Source organism: Flexivirga sp. G2 (genome assembly GCF_055397625.1).
Genome location: NZ_AP039675.1, coordinates 1,779,317 through 1,794,899, shown reverse-complemented (window position 1 = coordinate 1,794,899; position 15,583 = coordinate 1,779,317). Strand labels below are relative to the sequence as shown.

Here is a 15,583-nt window from a genome sequence, read left to right as displayed (position 1 = left end):
TGTATGCCGGATCAGTCAGTCGGCGGTCGCTTCAGCCCAATCCACCACTCGCCAACCGGATTCGGTCCACTGCACCGACAGGTCCGTCCGCTGACCCGCTGCCGCGGGCACACTGCGTTGCCCTGCGGCGGTCACGACGTCATACGCGGAGCGGTCGATCACGGCGGTGACGTGGACGATGTCGCCGGTGCCCTGCTGGACCTGTGCGGAGCGGACCGTGAACTGCAGGCCGTCGTAGCGGACCTTCCCGGCGGCCGCGGTGTGCAGGTCCTTGCTGTCTTGTCGGTATGCCGGGGACCCGGCCAGCTCGGCGGCCTCGAGTCGGTCGCGGTCGCCGCTCGTCCATGCTGCGGCGCGCGCTGCTGCGAGGTGTTGCACGACGTGCACCGGGTGAGCTCCGAGTTCCTGCGTCGGCCGAGTGGCCTTCGTCGATGTCCCGGTCGTCGGTTTCGGTGTCTTCGATGTCTTCGATCGCTTCGAGGGCGACGTGGACGTCGAAGGCGCCGATCCTGTCGACCCACCCGGACTGCTCGGAGTCCGCGACCCACTGTGCTCGGCGGCCTGCGCCGGATCGGTGGACGCACCGGAGCCGAAGCCGGTGACACCGAGCGCGAGAGCACCGCCGACCACCGCGGCACCCGCCAGCATCCACCGTGCTCGCGTCGACACCCGCTTGCCGGAGTCGGCAGGCTCGGCAGCACGATGGCGGCCGTCGGACGCCGCCTGCGCGCGGATCCGGCGGGTGAGGGCGTCCGCCTCATTACCGGGCGGTTCCGCGGCGGCCGCGCGACGAGCCGGCGACCCCTGGACCGGTGCCGGTTCGGGAGTGGCGCACTGCCACAGCGCGATGGCGAACTCCCCCGGCAGCGGCCGCGCCGAATCAGTATGCGCCAGAGCGGCATTCACCAGATCACGCAACTCGTCGGTGATCTCCGGTGCCAGCTCCGCGAGGTCGGGCCGCAGTGCCGCCGGCTCCGGAGCGACACCGGTCAGCGCACGCCAGGCGATCGCTCCCAGCGAGTAGACGTCCGACGCCGGGACCGGGCCGCCACCCGCCAAGACCTCTGGTGCCGCCCATGATTCGGTCGCCCAGACCTCGTCTCCGGTATGTCCGGCCAGCCGCGACATACCGAGGTCGGCGATCAGCGGCCTGCCGTCGGCGGTCAACAACACGTTGCCCGGGCTGAGATCTCCGTGCACCAGGCCCATGCCGTGCAGGTCGTGCAACGCCCGGGCGACCGGACAGAGCACCGTCACCAACTCCCCCGGAGTCAGCACACCACGCCGCGCGAGCGTGTCGGCGAGCGAACCACCCTCCGCAAGTTGCATGACCAGCGCCGTGCCCACGGGGTCCGTCGACAGATCCGCGACGACCTCCTGCAGACGCACGACGTGATCGTGCCGGAGCGACTCCAGCACGCTCAGCTCGTAGTCGAGCTGTTCGAGGTCGGCGTCGACGATCTTCGCCGCCAGGCGGACCCCGTCGGAGTCGCGCACCGCCCAGACCGCGCCGGTCGCGCCGCGTCCAAGCAGATCGAGCACGTCATACCCCGGCAGCTCGGGGCGACGCGGCGAGTCCTCCGGTCCTGTGTCCACGCACAGCACGGTGACACGATCGATGTCCTCGCCGCAGAAGTTGTCCACAGGCTCCGAGCGATCGGTGACCCAGTCGCCATACCGCGCACGAGTCGAATGCCGCACGGCGCAGGGAATATCGCAACCGGACAACACCGTTCGGACAGGTATGGCATCCGGACCACCCCCACGCAAGCTCTCCGACGAAGCGTTGTCGGACCTGCTGAGCGGCAATACGTTCGGCACTCTCGCGACGGTCAAGCGCAACGGTTCGCCGCACCTGACGACCATGATCTACGGGTGGGATCCGGCAGAAAGGACTGTGCGGTTCTTCACCACCGCCGATCGGATCAAGGTGAAGCATGTTCGACATGACCCGCACGCGGCGCTGCACGTCCCGGGGCCGGACGTCTGGTCCTTCGCGGTCGCCGAGGGTACTGCAGAAGTGTCTGACATCAGTCGTGAGGCAGGAGACGCGGTCGGCCATGAAATCTGGGAGATGCTGCCCGAGCAGATGCGACCGGCGGACAAGAACGCGTTCTTCGTCAGCATGGTCGAAGAACGGCGGGTCGTCATCCGCCTCCATGTCACGCGCTTGTATGGCGCGGTGCTCGACCAGGACTGACGGCCGCCAGGATTGACGTCGGCCGGAGCGCAGGGAAAGTTGCTCGCTACCGTGACTCCATGGACCGCGAGCTGATCACGACGGCACAGGCCGCCGACCTGCTGGGCGTCCGTGTCACCACGATCTATTCGTATGTCAGCCGTGGTGTGCTCCGCCCCGCTGACCCAGCACGCAGCCGGCACGACGGCACCGTCTTCCACCGCGCCGATATCGCGCAGATGGCCGATGCGCGACAGCGCCCTCGTCGCGGGCACTTCGAGCTCACCATCGACTCGGCGGTCACCCGCATCGAGCCGTCGGGTGTGCTGCTCTACCGCGGCCTCGACGTCGCCGAGCTCGCGACGACCGAGCCGTTCGAAGCGGTTGCGGAGATCGTCTGGGACGGCACGAATGACGAAGCCGAGTGGCCGGACATCCGCCTTGCGGGGCCGTCGCGAGCGCTGACTCATCGCGACGTGATCCTGTGGGCGATCGGCCAGGCCGCGGTGACCGACACAGCACGAGAGTCCCTCTCCCCCGGGCATTTTCGCCAAGCCGGGCGTCGCGCGATACGCGCGGCGAGTAGTGCACTGGCCGCGGCCAACGGCGCGCGCACCACCGGCCGGGTCGCCCAGCTCGTCGTCGCCGGCGTCGCCACCGACAGCACTCGCGCGCAGGTGGCGACGGAGGTCGACATCGCGCTCGGTCTGCTCGCCGATCACGAGCTCGCGACGTCCACACTCGCAGCACGTGCGGCCGCGAGCACGGCCGCAGACCCCTACGCCGTGCTGACGGCCGGCGTCGCAGCACTCGGTGGCGCCCGACACGGCAGTGCCTCGGCGGCGGCCTACGACGCGCTCCGCGACGCCATCGACGGCCGGCCGGGGACGGCTGCGGAGCCCATCCCCGGCTTCGGTCATTCCGTGTATGCCGACACCGACCCACGAGCGACAGTCCTCCTCGATCGCGTTGCGTTGCTTGACGATCGGACCGCGACAGCCGTGGACGACCTCACCCTGCAGACGCGCCGCCGGTCCGGCCTCGCGCCGAATGTGGACCTCGGGTTGGCCGCGCTCAGCCTGTCCTGCGGACTGCCCCGTCATACCGGCGAGGTGATCTTCACCGTCGCCCGGCTGGCCGGGTTCGTCGCGCACGGCATCGAGGAGCAGGGCCATCCGTTGCGGTTCCGGCCGCGTGCGAGCTACACCGGTGAGGGTCCGCGCTCGACCTCCGGCCCGGTGTAACGCGAGGACGGACGCACGATCTTGCGATCGCGACTCTGCTCCAGCACGTGGGCCGTCCAGCCGACGACCCGGCTGCACGCGAACGTCGGCGTGAACATCTCCCGAGGTATGCCGCAGGCCTGCATGACCACGCCTGCGTAGTACTCGACGTTCGCCCGCAGCACCCGGTCCGGTTTCGCCTCCGACAGCACGCGCACCACCTCGTCCTCGACACGCACCGCGAGCTCGGCCGTCGGACCGCCGAGCCCGACTGCCGTCTCCTTCAACAGTTCTGAGCGCGGATCGATCCCCCGGTAGACCGCGTGGCCGAAGCCCATGACCCGATTCCCCACCGCCAGTTGCTCGCGCGCCCATGGCGCGGCGCGCTCCGCGGTGCCGATCTCGTCGAGCGCGTCGAGCGCGCGGCTGGGCGCTCCGCCGTGCAGCGGTCCGGACAACGAGCCGATGCCGGCCACCAGGCATGCCGTGAGGTCGGCGCCGGTCGATGCCACCGTGCGAGCGGTGAACGTCGAGTTGTTGAAGCCATGGTCGATGGTCAGGATCAGGTATCTCGTCAGCGCCGCGACGTGCTCGGTCGACGGCTCGGTCCCGGTCACCAGCCACAGGTAGTTGCCGACGTGGCCGAAGTCGGGTCGTGATCGTCGCGGCTCCTGCCCGCGAGCGAGTGCGTTCGCCGCACTCACCAGCCACGGCACCACCGCCGCGCTCCGTATGGCGGCGGTCTCCTTGGCGGACTCGTCGCTGTCCCACAGTGGGTGGTCCTCCACCAGCGAGCCGTATGCCGAGAGGGCGGTCCGCAACGTCACCAGCGGCTCGGTCCCCGCCGATGCACGCATGACTTCGAGCAGCGGGACGGCCAGCTGCTCCGGGACGCTTGCAGCATCCGCGATGAGTTCGCGCCAGTCCGCCAATTGTGTTGTGTCCGGCAGGAATCCGCGGATCAGCAGATGCCAGACCTCTTCGAACGAGCGCTGCCTGGCCAGTTGCGTCGCGTCGTACTGCCGATAGTGGAAGAAGCCTTCGCCGCCACGAACGTCACCGATCGTCGTGTCGGCGACGATCACGCCGGCAAGGCCGGGCGGAGCCACCATGGGTGCTGTCGTCGTTGAGCTGCTCATGGTGCCAGCGTCCGTTCACGGTCCGGCCACGGTCAATGTTGATCGTGTCGACATTGGGCCGGTCGGCCGGGCGTTCCGGTCAGGAGACGTCCTCGACGTTGAGCGTGATGGACTGCCCCTGGTATGCCTTCCGGTGATGCAGCGCTGCGAGCTTGGCGTAGGCGCGGTGCTTCGGGTTGCGCTCACCGGCATACAGCAGCGGGTCGGCGACCCGACCGGCAGCTGCGATGTCACGCACACGTTGTGCCGCTGACCTGCCGACCTTCTGCTCGACGAACTTCACCGGCAAGGTGGTGTAGAGCAGCTCTCCCTCGAGATCGGCTGCAACCACAGGCTTTTCGTCGATCAGATCCGCGACCACCTGCTCAGCGATGTTCGCTCCTGACGCGGTCGCGTAGTAACAGTTGCGGCCGTAGCGCGGGTTGATCTCGAAGAAGACGACCTTGCCGTCGCGCGGGTCGCGGATCGCATCCAGGTTGGCGAAGCCGTGGTAGTCGGCCTCGGCCAGGACGCGCGAGCCGAGCTCGATCGCGTCCGCCATCGGCGCCACGACCTGCACGTCCGGGATCCCGAGGTATGCCGGGCGTGGGTCCTGCATCAACACCTCGGACGCACGCGCCAGGGTGATGCGGCCGTCGTGTGCCCGGTAGAGCGTGATCGAGAGCAGGTCGGTGCCGGGGATGAACTCCTGCGCAAGGAGCTGTCCGTCATAGCCCGCGGCCTGCAGCTGGTCGAGCAGCTCGTCCAATTGACGTCGATCGGCGACCTGGTAGAGCTTCTTCTTGCCCGGCATACGCAGGGCCGCGAAGTGACCCGAGTCGGCAGGCTTGACGATCAGCGGCCAGGGCAGATCGAGGTCGTCGGCGCCGGGGCGACCCCCCGCGAAGTCAAGCACCGCTGTGCGCGGTGTCGGCACGCCGGCGGCTGCACACAGCTCGTTGAAGTCCTGCTTGTTCGAGACCCGTCGCAACATCTCGGGCGACTCGTGCGGCACGACGACGTTCTTGCCCAGGGTGGCCCGCTTTGCGGACAGCGCCTGCACGATGCCGTCGTGGTTGGTGAGCGGAATGATTGTCAGCTCAGGGTTTTCGGTCGCAAGCTTGCGGATCTCGCGCAGGATCAGGTCGTAATTGTGCACGCTGTCGGGGCCGACCTCGCGCACCTCGGGGATGATCGAGGAGTCCGCGATGGCACCCGTGGTGAACGGCACGACCGCGACACTGGTCAGGCCGTAGCGCTCGTGGAAGGCACGCGCCAGCGCGTAGCCGGACAGCGTGAAGTCGAGCACGACCGGCAACACCTTCGGCGCCGTCGTCGGCGGCTGCGGCGCGCGGGTCACGGCGCCGGCGAGCTTGCTGGCTGCGGTGTCGGCCAGGTCGACCGCATCGGACTTCGACCGAGGCACTCCCCCGACGATCGCTCGCGCGGTCTGTTTGGCACGGCCGACACCGGCGATCGCCTTGCGCTGTGCGTGATAGGCACGCAGGACGTTCGGCCGGAGCACGAGATCCCACGGGCCGGGGGCGTCGATCATGCCCTTCTTGGCGAACGCCAACTTGAATTCGTTGAGCGTGTCCAGGTAAGGCGAACGGTCCGAACCGCAACCCAGGAAGTCGAAGAAGGTCGCACCCTCGGCCTTGGTCGCACGCATCGTGCCCCACGCCATCAGGTATGCCGCGAGCAGCTTGCGCGCCTCCGAGGACGACGCTGCGAAGTAGTAGTCGACCTCGCCGTCATACACGGTGACGAGCGCCCAGGAGACGACCTTGCCGTGGTGCCGCACGGTGTAGAGCCGGCACACCTCGGGTCCGAGCTGCCGCAGCATCTCGTAGTAGAAGGCCGGCGGTCGCAGCACGAAATCGCCACGTCGACCGGTCTCCTCGAAGATCGGATAGATGACGTCGGTGAACTCCTGCTCACTGATCGCCGTGTCGTCGGTGAAGACGAGGTCCTCGTTCTTCATCGCCTTGCGGATGTTGCGCCGACCGCTCTGCGACATCTCGGACAGCAGCTGGTCCTCGTCCTTGGTCAGGTCCAGGACGATCGTGCGGTCGTAGAAGATCGCGATCAGCGGGTCGGTCAGATCCGCGCCGGGGTGGACGGTGTGCAGCCGCAGCACCGCGGCGTTCGGCCGCTCCGCTCGGATGTATGACGCCAGGGCATCACGCAACTCGCGCTCGCGCACGGCGCTGCGGTCGTCGTCCAGCCAGATCGGCCCGTGCTTGGCCCACAACTGCTCGAGGAACCGTCCGGCGAAGGACGTCAGGCTGAGCGCGGCCATCGGCGTGTCGCCGTCGTTCACGACCAGGTACCGCCAGTGCTCCCGGCCGGGCAGCACGGAGTCGTATTGCGCCCATTCAGGGGATTGCTCGACGGGGACGGTCCTACCGGCCCGGTGGACCGTGTCGAGGAATTCGGAAGCGGTGCAGGCACGAACGGTCAGGGTCACAAATCTGGCTTTCGTGGGGTGAGTCTGGGCGCACCACAGCATACGGCGTGCGCACGCGCACGCCCGGGCGACGCGATCAGCGAGTGGCCAGAATGTCCGGCAGGCGCTTCTCGATGAACGGCAGGACCTCCGCGACGCTCACGTCGCGGCTGAGCTCTTCCGTCAGCGACGTGATGCCGGCGTCCGGGATGCCGCACGGCACAATGACATTCGCCCAGGAGAGATCGCAGTCGCAGTTGAGCGCGAAACCGTGCATCGTGACGTCGCGACTGACCCGGATGCCGATCTGGCCGAGCTTGCGTTCGGGCTTGACGCCTTCCGCCGGGAGCCACACACCACTACGCCCCTCGACGCGGATGGTCTCCAGTCCGAGGTCGGCGCACACATCGATCATCAGTTGCTCGAGGCGACGCACGTGTCCGACCACGTCGACCGGGTCGGGCAGCCGGACGATGGGATAGCCGGTGAGCTGACCGGGACCATGCCAGGTGATCTTGCCGCCACGATCGACGTCGATGACGGGGGTTCCGTCGAACGGGCGCTCGTGCGGCTCGGTGCGCTTGCCGGCGGTGTAGACCCGCGCGTGCTCCAGCAGCAGGGTGGTGTCCTCCTGCTCACCGGCGACCACGCGAGCGTGCACCTGACGCTGGAGATCCCACGCGGTCTGGTAGTCGACGAAGTCCGGGTCGAAGCCGACGTGTTCGATGCGCATGCCGCCACGCTACGCCGCGCCGGGACCGGCGAATCGGGCGCAGGGGTTACCACGTAGTAGTCGATACCGGCCCCGATCGCCTATCCTGACCGCGGGCGATGGATCCCGCCCGGGCCGAGCGCCCGAACCGCAACAGAGCTGATGGTTCCTACCACGTCGATTCTCGACGGGTAGGTCGTGCTGCCCGTCGTCACCCGGAGGGCCGAAGATGACTGCACCGCAGCAGCCACCACAGCCGAGTCCAGATCGCCTCGTCGATTTCCACGCGCACCCGATCGTGGTCGGCGTCATACCCGGACAGCCACCATTGGTCGCCCTGACAGCAGTGAACCTGGCGCGCGCGGTCGGTGCGCCGGCGGTGCACTTCGGTTTCGCGGACCGCTCCCGGTACGTCGTCGAGGAACATCCGGACGGCAGCGTGCGCCACGCGCCGATCGACCCCGACGATGCCGACGAGCAGTGGCAGGTCACCGCCGAGAACCTCACCGAACAACTGCGGGACGTGCTCGGCGACGACGGGGTCCCGTGGCACTTCCACTACCTCGCCGGCCGCCCCGACCGCGCCCTGACGCATCTCGCCCGTGCGGTGGACGCTGCCGGTTTCGTGGTCGGCACGCGCCTCGGCAAGCATCCGATGCGGGAGTTCCTCGGGGAGTCGGTCTCGGTGCGACTGGCCCACCATCAGCACCGCCCGGTGATCGTGGTGCCCATCCAGGTCGTCGACTGGTCGGACGGTATGCCGTGGCACTGACGTCGACCCGCCAGACCACCACCCGCCACGCCCATCGCAACCCGCTCCTCCTTGGCACCGTCTTCGTCGGCGGCGCGTGCGGGACCGGCATACGCTCCCTGCTGGAGGACGCGTTCTCCCGCCCGCCACACTCGTGGCCGTGGATCACGTTCGCAATCAACGTGATCGGCGCTTTCGTGCTCGCCTTCCTGCTCGAGGCACTGGTGCGGACCGGCGAGGACGTCGGCCGCCGGCGGCTCGCCCGACTCGGCCTCGGCACCGGGGTCCTCGGCGGCTTCACGACATACAGCACCTTCATGGTGGAGACCACGAAACTCCCGTGGCTGCTGGCGGTCGGATACGTCGCCGGCTCCGTCGTGCTCGGCGCACTCGCCGCATGGGCCGGCATCCGGGCGGCGCGACCGATCACACCGCGTGGCGGTGAAAACGCATGACAACGTTACTGATTGCGCTCTGCGGCGGCGTCGGCGCCGTCGCGCGGTTCGTCGTGGACGCCGAAGTCCGGCGTCGGGTCCGCGGATCGTTCCCGGTCGGAACGTTCGTGATCAACGTGCTCGGCTCATTCGTGCTCGGCATCCTCACCGGCGCGGCAACGCACCACGCCGGCTGGCTGTCGCCCACCGCGAAGGCGGCGCTCGGCACCGGTTTCTGCGGGGGCTTCACGACGTTCAGCACGGCGTCCGTCGAGACGACCCGGCTGTGGTTGACCACCGGGAAGGCCGAGAGCAGCCGGTATGCCGTTGCCACTGCTGCGATTTCGCTACTCGCGGCCTTCGTCGGCCTGGGGATCGGCACGGCCTGCGCCTGATGACCTTGTGAACCCTTGCCGATCTGTAGTAGGGGCTGGTAAACATTTACGATGGGTAGTCACGGACGCTCCACCGTTCTCGCCATACTCGCCGTTTGTCTGCTCGCCCTCGCGGGTGTGGCCGCCGGCCCGGCCGACGCGGCACCCGCCGCAGAGCCGGCTCCCCCGCAGATCGCCTACGTCGACGTCGCCGTGGCCACGCTGTGGACCGAGCCGGGCCTGGACCGTCCGATCGACGCACCGGCCGTCGGCAACCCGGTGGACCCGCGCCGCTGGACCGACGATCAGACGGTCGCGCAACGACTGTGGCTGGTGGGCAAACTGGAGACGCAAGCGCTCTACGGCCAGCGCGTCACGGTCCTGGAGCGGTCCGGCGACTGGGTGCACGTTGCCGTCGCCGGGCAACCGACCCCGCGCAACGACCAGGGATATCCGGGTTGGATGACGGCCGCCCAGCTCACCACGAACCCGGCCTTCGCCGGCAAGACCGGTCGACCGTTCGCGCTGGTGACTGCGAAAACCACCGGCTTGTATGCCGATCCGGCACGGAAGCACCACTCGATGAGCCTGTCGATCGACACCAGGTTGCCGATGCTCGGGCGGAACGGCCACTCGATCAAAGTCTTCACACCCGACCGGGGCGCTGCCTGGATCTCGGGCGACGACGCGCAGGTCTACACCTCCCCGTCGGACATTCCCCGGCCGACACCTGCCGACCTGGCAAGCACTGCACGGCATTTCGCCGGACTCCCTTACGTCTGGGCAGGAACGTCCGCCTGGGGCTTCGACTGCTCGGGCTTCACACACACCGTGTATGACGTGCACGGCATCACCATTCCGCGCGATGCCGGCGATCAGTTCGCCGCCGGGCGCCCGGTGCCCGAGGACGCCATGCAGCCGGGCGACCTGATCTTCTACGCCTACGCCAGCGGGTACATCCACCACGTGGGGATCTACCTCGGCGACGGTTGGGAGGCGGACGCCCCCAACAACACGCCAGGAGTTGTCAGCCGACTCGAGATCGTGCGGGTCGGCGAGCAGCGTTACGCCGATCAGTACGCCGGGTCCCGGCGCTTCCTGTGACTCTCACCCACCGGCGCCAACCAGTGCCGAGGGGACACGAAACATACTGAGAGGACACGAGAACCGGACGATTGCGCGCCTGTTCTCGTGTCCTCTCGGCGGAGAGTGTCGGGTCAGATCTCTATCTTCACGGTCGAGCTTCCGCGCGCCACTGCGGTCCTCGCTCCTCCGTCGCTGCGATCCTCGCGACGCTGTCAGCTCTCGATGTTGGCCATCACGTGCTTCACGCGCGTGTAGTCCTCGAAGCCGTAGAGCGACAGGTCCTTGCCGTAGCCGCTGTGCTTGAAGCCGCCGTGCGGCATCTCGGCGACGAGCGGAATGTGCGTGTTGATCCAGACACAGCCGAAGTCGAGCGCCTTGGAGACCCGCATCGCGCGCCCGAAGTCCTTGGTCCAGACCGAGGACGCCAGACCGTAGGGCACGTCGTTCGCCCAGCCGATCGCGGCCTGCTCGTCGGTGAACCGCTGGACGGTGATGACCGGTCCGAAGATCTCGTTCTGGATGGCCTCGTCGGTCTGCTCCAACCCGGAGACGACCGTCGGCTCGATGAAGAACCCGTCGCCGAAGCCGCTCGCGCGGTGGCCGCCGGCAGCGATGTTCGCGTTGTCGGGCAACCGGTCCAGGAAGCCGGTGACGTGCTTCAGCTGGTTGGCGTTGTTGACCGGACCGAGCAGCGCGTCGTCGTTGTCCGGCATACCGAGCACAGCATTGTTCTTGGCGAATTCGGCGAGCGCGGCGACGAAGTCGTCGTGGATGCCGGGTGCAGCGAGCACTCGGGTGGCGGCGGTGCAGTCCTGGCCGGCGTTGAAGTAGCCGGCGGTGCCGATGCCCTCGATCGCCGCCTCGATGTCGGCGTCGTCGAAGACGATGACCGGTGCCTTGCCGCCGAGCTCGAGGTGAACCCGCTTGAGGTCCTTGGCCGCCGAGTCGGCGACCTGGATGCCTGCGCGGATGGAGCCGGTGATCGCGACCAGCTGCGGCGTCGGGTGCTCCACCAGCATCCGGCCGGTCTCGCGGTCACCCGTGATCACGTTGAACGTGCCGGTCGGCAGGAACTCCGACGCCAGCTCCGCCATCAGCAGCGTGGTCTCCGGAGTGGTGTCGCTCGGCTTGAGCACGACCGCGTTGCCGGCGGCCAGCGCCGGGGCGATCTTCCACATCGCCATCATCATCGGATAGTTCCACGGGGTCACCTGCCCGACGACGCCGATCGGCTCACGACGGATGAAGGAGGTGTGACCGGCCATGTACTCGCCGGCCGCCTTGCCCTCCAGCATCCGGGCCGCACCGGCGAAGAAGCGCAGCTGGTCGACCATGACCGGCACTTCCTCGCTCGCTGTCAGAGCGTGCGGCTTACCGGTGTTCTCACCCTCGAGCGTGATGAAGTCCTCCGCCCGCGCCTCGATCGCGTCGGCGAACTTCAGCAGCGCCTGCTGCCGCTCGCCCGGGGTCACCTGACCCCACTCGGCGAATCCCTTGCTCGCCGCCGTATATGCCGCATCGACGTCCGCCTGCGTCGAAACAGGCGACTTGGCAACGACTTTCGCGGTCGAGGGGTTGACGATGTCGATCGTCCGGTCTGTCTCGGCAGCGACATACTCGCCACCGATGAAGTTGCGCAGCTCGCGCGGGCTGTCAGTCATACGACACTCCTTTGTGTGTGTTGTCAGCACTGGGATCTTGAGTTTTGCGCTTGGGTCTCGATACGGACTCGCCTAGCGGCTCGCCCTACTCGACCAGCTTCTGTGTTGTCAGCACTCGATGCTGTCTGTCGTGCTTCCACGGCACGCTCCGGTCCTCGCTCCTTCGTCGCTGCGATCCTCGCGTCCCTGTCAGCACTCGATCACATTCACGGCCAGGCCGCCACGGGCGGTTTCCTTGTATTTGATCGACATGTCGCGCCCGGTGTCGCGCATGGTCTTGATCGCCTTGTCCAGACTCACCGTGTGCACGCCGGTGCCGTTGACCGCGAGGCGCGCGGCGTTGATCGCCTTCACGCTCGCGATCGCGTTGCGTTCGATGCACGGGATCTGCACCAGACCGCCGACCGGGTCACAGGTCAACCCGAGGTTGTGCTCGATGCCGATCTCGGCGGCATTCTCGACCCGAGCCGGCGTGCCGCCCATGACCTCGGCGAGCCCTCCCGCTGCCATCGCGCAGGCCGATCCGACCTCACCCTGACAGCCGACCTCGGCACCGGAGATCGAGGCGTTCTCCTTGAAGAGGATCCCGATTGCGGCTGCTGCCAACAGGAATCGGACGACACCGTCTTCGTCCGCGTCCGGCACGAAGTTGACGTAGTAGTGCAGCACCGCCGGGATGATGCCGGCCGCGCCGTTGGTCGGCGCAGTGACGATCCGGCCGCCGGATGCGTTCTCCTCGTTGACCGCCAGCGCATAGAGGTTGACCCAGTCCATGACGCGCAGCGGGTCGTCGCGCAGCGCGCCCTTGGTCAGTTCGCGATGCAACTCCGGCGCGCGGCGCGGCACCCGCAGCCCGCCGGGCAGGATGCCCTCGTGGCCGATGCCGGCCTGCACGCAGTCGCGCATGACGGACCAGAGGTGCAGCAGGCCGCTGCGGACCTCGTCGGCGGATCGCCACGCGAGCTCGTTGCGCATCATCAACTCCGAGACCGAGCAGCCCTCGCGTTCGCAGGCGGCAAGCAACTCGGCGCCGGTCGTGAACGGCAGCTCCACCCGGGTGTCATCGAGGACGACGCGGTCGGCTCCGGCGGCCTCTTCGTTGACCACGAATCCGCCGCCGACGGAGTAGTAGACGTGCGACGAGATGACCTCGCCCTGCGCGTCATACGCGTCGAACTGCATGCCGTTGGGATGTGCCGGCAGTGACTTGCGACGGTGCATGACCAGGTCGGCGTCGGGGTCCCAGTCGATCTGCCGAGTTCCGTTCAACGACAACGTATGGCGAGTGCGTGCGTCCTCGATCCGGGCATCGGTGGTGGCGGTGTCGACGGTCTCCGGGTCCGCACCCTCGAGGCCGAGGACGACGGCCTTGTCCGAGCCGTGGCCGTGCCCGGTCGCGCCGAGCGACCCGAACAGCTGCGACCGCACCCGGCATACCGAGTCCAACCGCCCGTCCGCCACCAGGCCGTCGACGAAGGTCTTCGCGGCGCGCATCGGTCCGACGGTGTGGGACGAGGACGGTCCGATCCCCACGGAATACAGATCAAATGCGCTCAACGCCATGGGTAAAGCATAGCCATGCCGCGCAACCTGCGACGGAATTCGTAGGAAAATACTTGAACTACTACGAAACCCGTGTCAAAATGCTGACGTGTCCGAGACTAATCGCAGTGTGACGGGTGCCACGCTGGACGACGTCTCCAAGGCGATCATCTCCCGGCTGCAGACCGACGGCCGGGTGGCCTACTCGGCGATCGCCCGCGAGATCGGCCTGTCCGAGGCGGCAGTGCGCCAGCGCGTCCAGCGCCTGCTCGACTCCGACGTGCTGCAGATCGTCGCCGTGACCGATCCCGCGCAGGTCGGGTTCGATCGCCAGGCGATGATCGGCGTGACCGTGCGAGGCGACATGCAGCCGGTGCAGCGGGCCCTGAGCGAGCTGCCCGAGGTCGCCTACGTCGTGCTGACCGCCGGCAGGTTCGACCTGCTCGTCGAGGTCGTCTGCGTCGACGACGAGCACCTGCTCGACCTGCTCACCGCGCAGATCCGCACCATCGACGGTGTCACCGAGACCGAGACCTTCGTCTACCTGAAACTCGCCAAACAACGATACGACTGGGGAACGAGATGACAACTCCCACAACGGAATCCAACGACCTGACTCCTGCGGGCACGCCACGCAGCGAGGCTGCCCGTGACCACCTGTGGGGTCACTTCACCCGGCAGTCGGTCTACGAACCCACCGAGCAGGGTGGCCTCGGCGCCGCCATACCGACCATCGTCAAGGGCGACGGCGCGTACATCTGGGACGACCACGGACGCAAGTACCTCGACGGACTGTCCGGCTTGTTCACCGTGCAGGTCGGCCACGGCCGCACCGAGCTGGCCGAGGCGGCCGCCGCCCAGGCCAAGGAGCTGGCCTTCTTCCCGATCTGGTCCTACGCGCACCGTCCGGCCATCGACCTGGCCGAGCGGCTCGCGTCATACGCACCGGGTGACCTCAACCGCGTCTTCTTCACCACCGGTGGTGGCGAGGCCGTCGAGTCCGCGTGGAAGCTCGCCAAGCACTACTTCAAACTGACCGGCAAGCCGGGCAAGCACAAGGTGATCAGCCGCGCGGTCGCCTACCACGGCACGCCGCAGGGTGCCCTGTCGATCACCGGCCTGCCGCCGCTCAAGGAGATGTTCGAGCCGCTGGTGCCCGGTGCCTTCAAGGTGCCCAACACCAACATCTACCGCGCCCAGCCGGAGCTGCGCGACGACCCGAAGGCCTTCGGTCGCTGGGCCGCCGACCGCATCGCCGAGGCGATCGAGTTCGAGGGCCCCGACACCGTCGCCGCCGTCTTCCTCGAGCCGGTGCAGAACGCCGGCGGCTGCTTCCCGCCGCCGCCCGGCTACTTCGAGCGGGTCCGCGAGATCTGTGACGAGTACGACGTGCTGCTGGTCTCGGACGAGACCATCTGCGCGTTCGGCCGGATCGGCGAGATCTTCGCGTGCAAGGACTACGGCTACACCCCGGACATCATCACCTGCGCGAAGGGTATGACGTCGGGCTACTCCCCCATCGGCGCGATGATCGCCAGCGACCGGCTCTTCGAGCCGTTCAAGCACGGCACGACGAGCTTCCCGCACGGCTACACCTTCGGCGGGCACCCGGTGTCCGCCGCGGTCGCGATGGCCAACCTCGACGTCTTCGAGAAGGAGGGCCTGGTCCAGCACGTGCACGAGAACGCCCCGAAGTTCCGCAGCACGCTGGAGAAGCTGAACGACCTGCCGATCGTCGGCGACGTCCGCGGTGACGGCTACTTCTACGGCATCGAGCTGGTCAAGGACAAGGAGACCCGCGAGACGTTCAACGACGACGAGGCCGAGCGCATGCTGCGCGGCTTCCTGTCCAAGGCGCTCTACGACTCGGGTCTCTACTGCCGCGCCGACGACCGCGGCGACCCGGTCGTGCAGCTCGCCCCGCCGCTGATCATCGGGCAGACCGAGTTCGACGAGATCGAGCAGAAGCTGCGCGGTGTGCTCACCGAGGCGTGGTCGATGCTCTGATCCGGCCACCCGCCGCTCACACTGCGCCGAGTGACGGCTTCCTCAGC

14 protein-coding genes and 1 riboswitch are annotated in these 15,583 nt (G+C 67.9%); of the genes, 8 read left to right on the top strand and 6 right to left on the bottom strand.

From position 1 onward, the window contains the following. Positions 1–15: 15 nt before the first annotated feature. On the bottom strand, positions 16–1,596 hold the full coding sequence (locus ACZ50J_RS08535; protein ID WP_464300843.1) for a serine/threonine-protein kinase: 1,581 nt from the start codon (positions 1,594–1,596) through the stop codon (positions 16–18). A 22-nt stretch (positions 1,597–1,618) separates the two neighbouring features. Between ACZ50J_RS08535 and ACZ50J_RS08530 the strand changes: the two genes are divergently transcribed. After that, positions 1,619–2,200 (top strand): PPOX class F420-dependent oxidoreductase, encoded by a 582-nt coding sequence (locus tag ACZ50J_RS08530; protein ID WP_464300842.1) that lies wholly within the window; start codon positions 1,619–1,621, stop codon positions 2,198–2,200. Between the two features lie 59 nt (positions 2,201–2,259). Beyond that, positions 2,260–3,423, top strand: coding sequence for a citrate synthase (locus tag ACZ50J_RS08525; protein WP_464300841.1), 1,164 nt, complete (start codon positions 2,260–2,262; stop codon positions 3,421–3,423). On the opposite strand, the gene ACZ50J_RS08520 is transcribed toward ACZ50J_RS08525, so the two are convergent. The 3 genes from ACZ50J_RS08520 to lipB all read right to left on the bottom strand — a co-directional run bounded on the left by ACZ50J_RS08520 (position 3,381) and on the right by lipB (position 7,702). Next, positions 3,381–4,541 carry a citrate/2-methylcitrate synthase gene (locus tag ACZ50J_RS08520; protein ID WP_464300840.1) on the bottom strand — a complete coding sequence of 387 codons (1,161 nt, stop codon included), beginning with the start codon at positions 4,539–4,541 and terminating at the stop codon, positions 3,381–3,383. The genes ACZ50J_RS08525 and ACZ50J_RS08520 overlap by 43 nt on opposite strands. Before the next feature lie 79 nt (positions 4,542–4,620). Next, positions 4,621–6,990: a GNAT family N-acetyltransferase gene (locus ACZ50J_RS08515; RefSeq protein WP_464300839.1), complete on the bottom strand. Its 2,370-nt coding sequence runs from the start codon at positions 6,988–6,990 to the stop codon at positions 4,621–4,623. Between the two features lie 76 nt (positions 6,991–7,066). After that, positions 7,067–7,702, bottom strand: coding sequence for a lipoyl(octanoyl) transferase LipB (gene lipB, locus ACZ50J_RS08510; RefSeq protein WP_464300838.1), 636 nt, complete (start codon positions 7,700–7,702; stop codon positions 7,067–7,069). Positions 7,703–7,787: 85 nt separating this feature from the next. Beyond that, positions 7,788–7,860: riboswitch (Fluoride riboswitch) on the top strand. A gap of 50 nt (positions 7,861–7,910) precedes the next feature. Between lipB and ACZ50J_RS08505 the strand changes: the two genes are divergently transcribed. Genes ACZ50J_RS08505 through ACZ50J_RS08490 form a run of 4 tightly spaced genes read left to right on the top strand, consistent with a single transcriptional unit; the run spans position 7,911 to position 10,344 of the window. After that, positions 7,911–8,453, top strand: a complete 543-nt coding sequence (locus ACZ50J_RS08505; RefSeq protein ID WP_464300837.1) for a universal stress protein — start codon at positions 7,911–7,913, stop codon at positions 8,451–8,453. After that, complete coding sequence (locus ACZ50J_RS08500) at positions 8,444–8,887, top strand: fluoride efflux transporter FluC (RefSeq protein WP_464300836.1); 444 nt, start codon at positions 8,444–8,446, stop codon at positions 8,885–8,887. The genes ACZ50J_RS08505 and ACZ50J_RS08500 overlap by 10 nt, the downstream gene beginning before the upstream one ends. After that, positions 8,884–9,261: a fluoride efflux transporter CrcB gene (gene crcB, locus ACZ50J_RS08495; protein ID WP_464300835.1), complete on the top strand. Its 378-nt coding sequence runs from the start codon at positions 8,884–8,886 to the stop codon at positions 9,259–9,261. Before ACZ50J_RS08500 ends, crcB begins: the two co-directional genes overlap by 4 nt. Before the next feature lie 51 nt (positions 9,262–9,312). Continuing rightward, complete coding sequence (locus ACZ50J_RS08490; protein ID WP_464300834.1) at positions 9,313–10,344, top strand: C40 family peptidase; 1,032 nt, start codon at positions 9,313–9,315, stop codon at positions 10,342–10,344. 194 nt (positions 10,345–10,538) lie between these two features. Here ACZ50J_RS08490 and ACZ50J_RS08485 read toward each other — a convergent pair whose 3' ends face one another. Both ACZ50J_RS08485 and ACZ50J_RS08480 read right to left on the bottom strand, forming a co-directional pair. Further along, the gene (locus tag ACZ50J_RS08485) at positions 10,539–11,987 is read right to left on the bottom strand and encodes a gamma-aminobutyraldehyde dehydrogenase (RefSeq protein ID WP_464300833.1); all 1,449 of its coding nucleotides are present in this window, start codon (positions 11,985–11,987) and stop codon (positions 10,539–10,541) included. Between the two features lie 189 nt (positions 11,988–12,176). Further along, positions 12,177–13,550: an L-serine ammonia-lyase gene (locus ACZ50J_RS08480; RefSeq protein WP_464300832.1), complete on the bottom strand. Its 1,374-nt coding sequence runs from the start codon at positions 13,548–13,550 to the stop codon at positions 12,177–12,179. A gap of 88 nt (positions 13,551–13,638) precedes the next feature. Here ACZ50J_RS08480 and ACZ50J_RS08475 point away from each other — a divergent pair, with 88 nt between their 5' ends. Both ACZ50J_RS08475 and ACZ50J_RS08470 read left to right on the top strand, forming a co-directional pair. Beyond that, a complete protein-coding gene (locus ACZ50J_RS08475) occupies positions 13,639–14,115 on the top strand; it encodes an Lrp/AsnC family transcriptional regulator (protein WP_464300831.1) in 477 nt (158 codons plus the stop codon). Continuing rightward, positions 14,112–15,536, top strand: a complete 1,425-nt coding sequence (locus ACZ50J_RS08470; RefSeq protein WP_464300830.1) for an aspartate aminotransferase family protein — start codon at positions 14,112–14,114, stop codon at positions 15,534–15,536. Before ACZ50J_RS08475 ends, ACZ50J_RS08470 begins: the two co-directional genes overlap by 4 nt. Positions 15,537–15,583: the final 47 nt, after the last annotated feature.

Excerpts from the sequence above, each read along its gene's own strand:
- ACZ50J_RS08520 (WP_464300840.1), bottom strand. The coding sequence starts at position 4,541 with ATGAGCAGCTCAACGACGACAGCACCCATGGTGGCTCCGCCCGGCCTT.
- lipB (WP_464300838.1), bottom strand. The coding sequence starts at position 7,702 with ATGCGCATCGAACACGTCGGCTTCGACCCGGACTTCGTCGACTACCAG.
- ACZ50J_RS08470 (WP_464300830.1), top strand. The coding sequence starts at position 14,112 with ATGACAACTCCCACAACGGAATCCAACGACCTGACTCCTGCGGGCACG.
- ACZ50J_RS08490 (WP_464300834.1), top strand. The coding sequence starts at position 9,313 with ATGGGTAGTCACGGACGCTCCACCGTTCTCGCCATACTCGCCGTTTGT.
- ACZ50J_RS08525 (WP_464300841.1), top strand. The coding sequence starts at position 2,260 with ATGGACCGCGAGCTGATCACGACGGCACAGGCCGCCGACCTGCTGGGC.
- ACZ50J_RS08505 (WP_464300837.1), top strand. The coding sequence starts at position 7,911 with ATGACTGCACCGCAGCAGCCACCACAGCCGAGTCCAGATCGCCTCGTC.
- crcB (WP_464300835.1), top strand. The coding sequence starts at position 8,884 with ATGACAACGTTACTGATTGCGCTCTGCGGCGGCGTCGGCGCCGTCGCG.
- ACZ50J_RS08485 (WP_464300833.1), bottom strand. The coding sequence starts at position 11,987 with ATGACTGACAGCCCGCGCGAGCTGCGCAACTTCATCGGTGGCGAGTAT.
- ACZ50J_RS08530 (WP_464300842.1), top strand. The coding sequence starts at position 1,619 with ATGTCCTCGCCGCAGAAGTTGTCCACAGGCTCCGAGCGATCGGTGACC.
- ACZ50J_RS08480 (WP_464300832.1), bottom strand. The coding sequence starts at position 13,550 with ATGGCGTTGAGCGCATTTGATCTGTATTCCGTGGGGATCGGACCGTCC.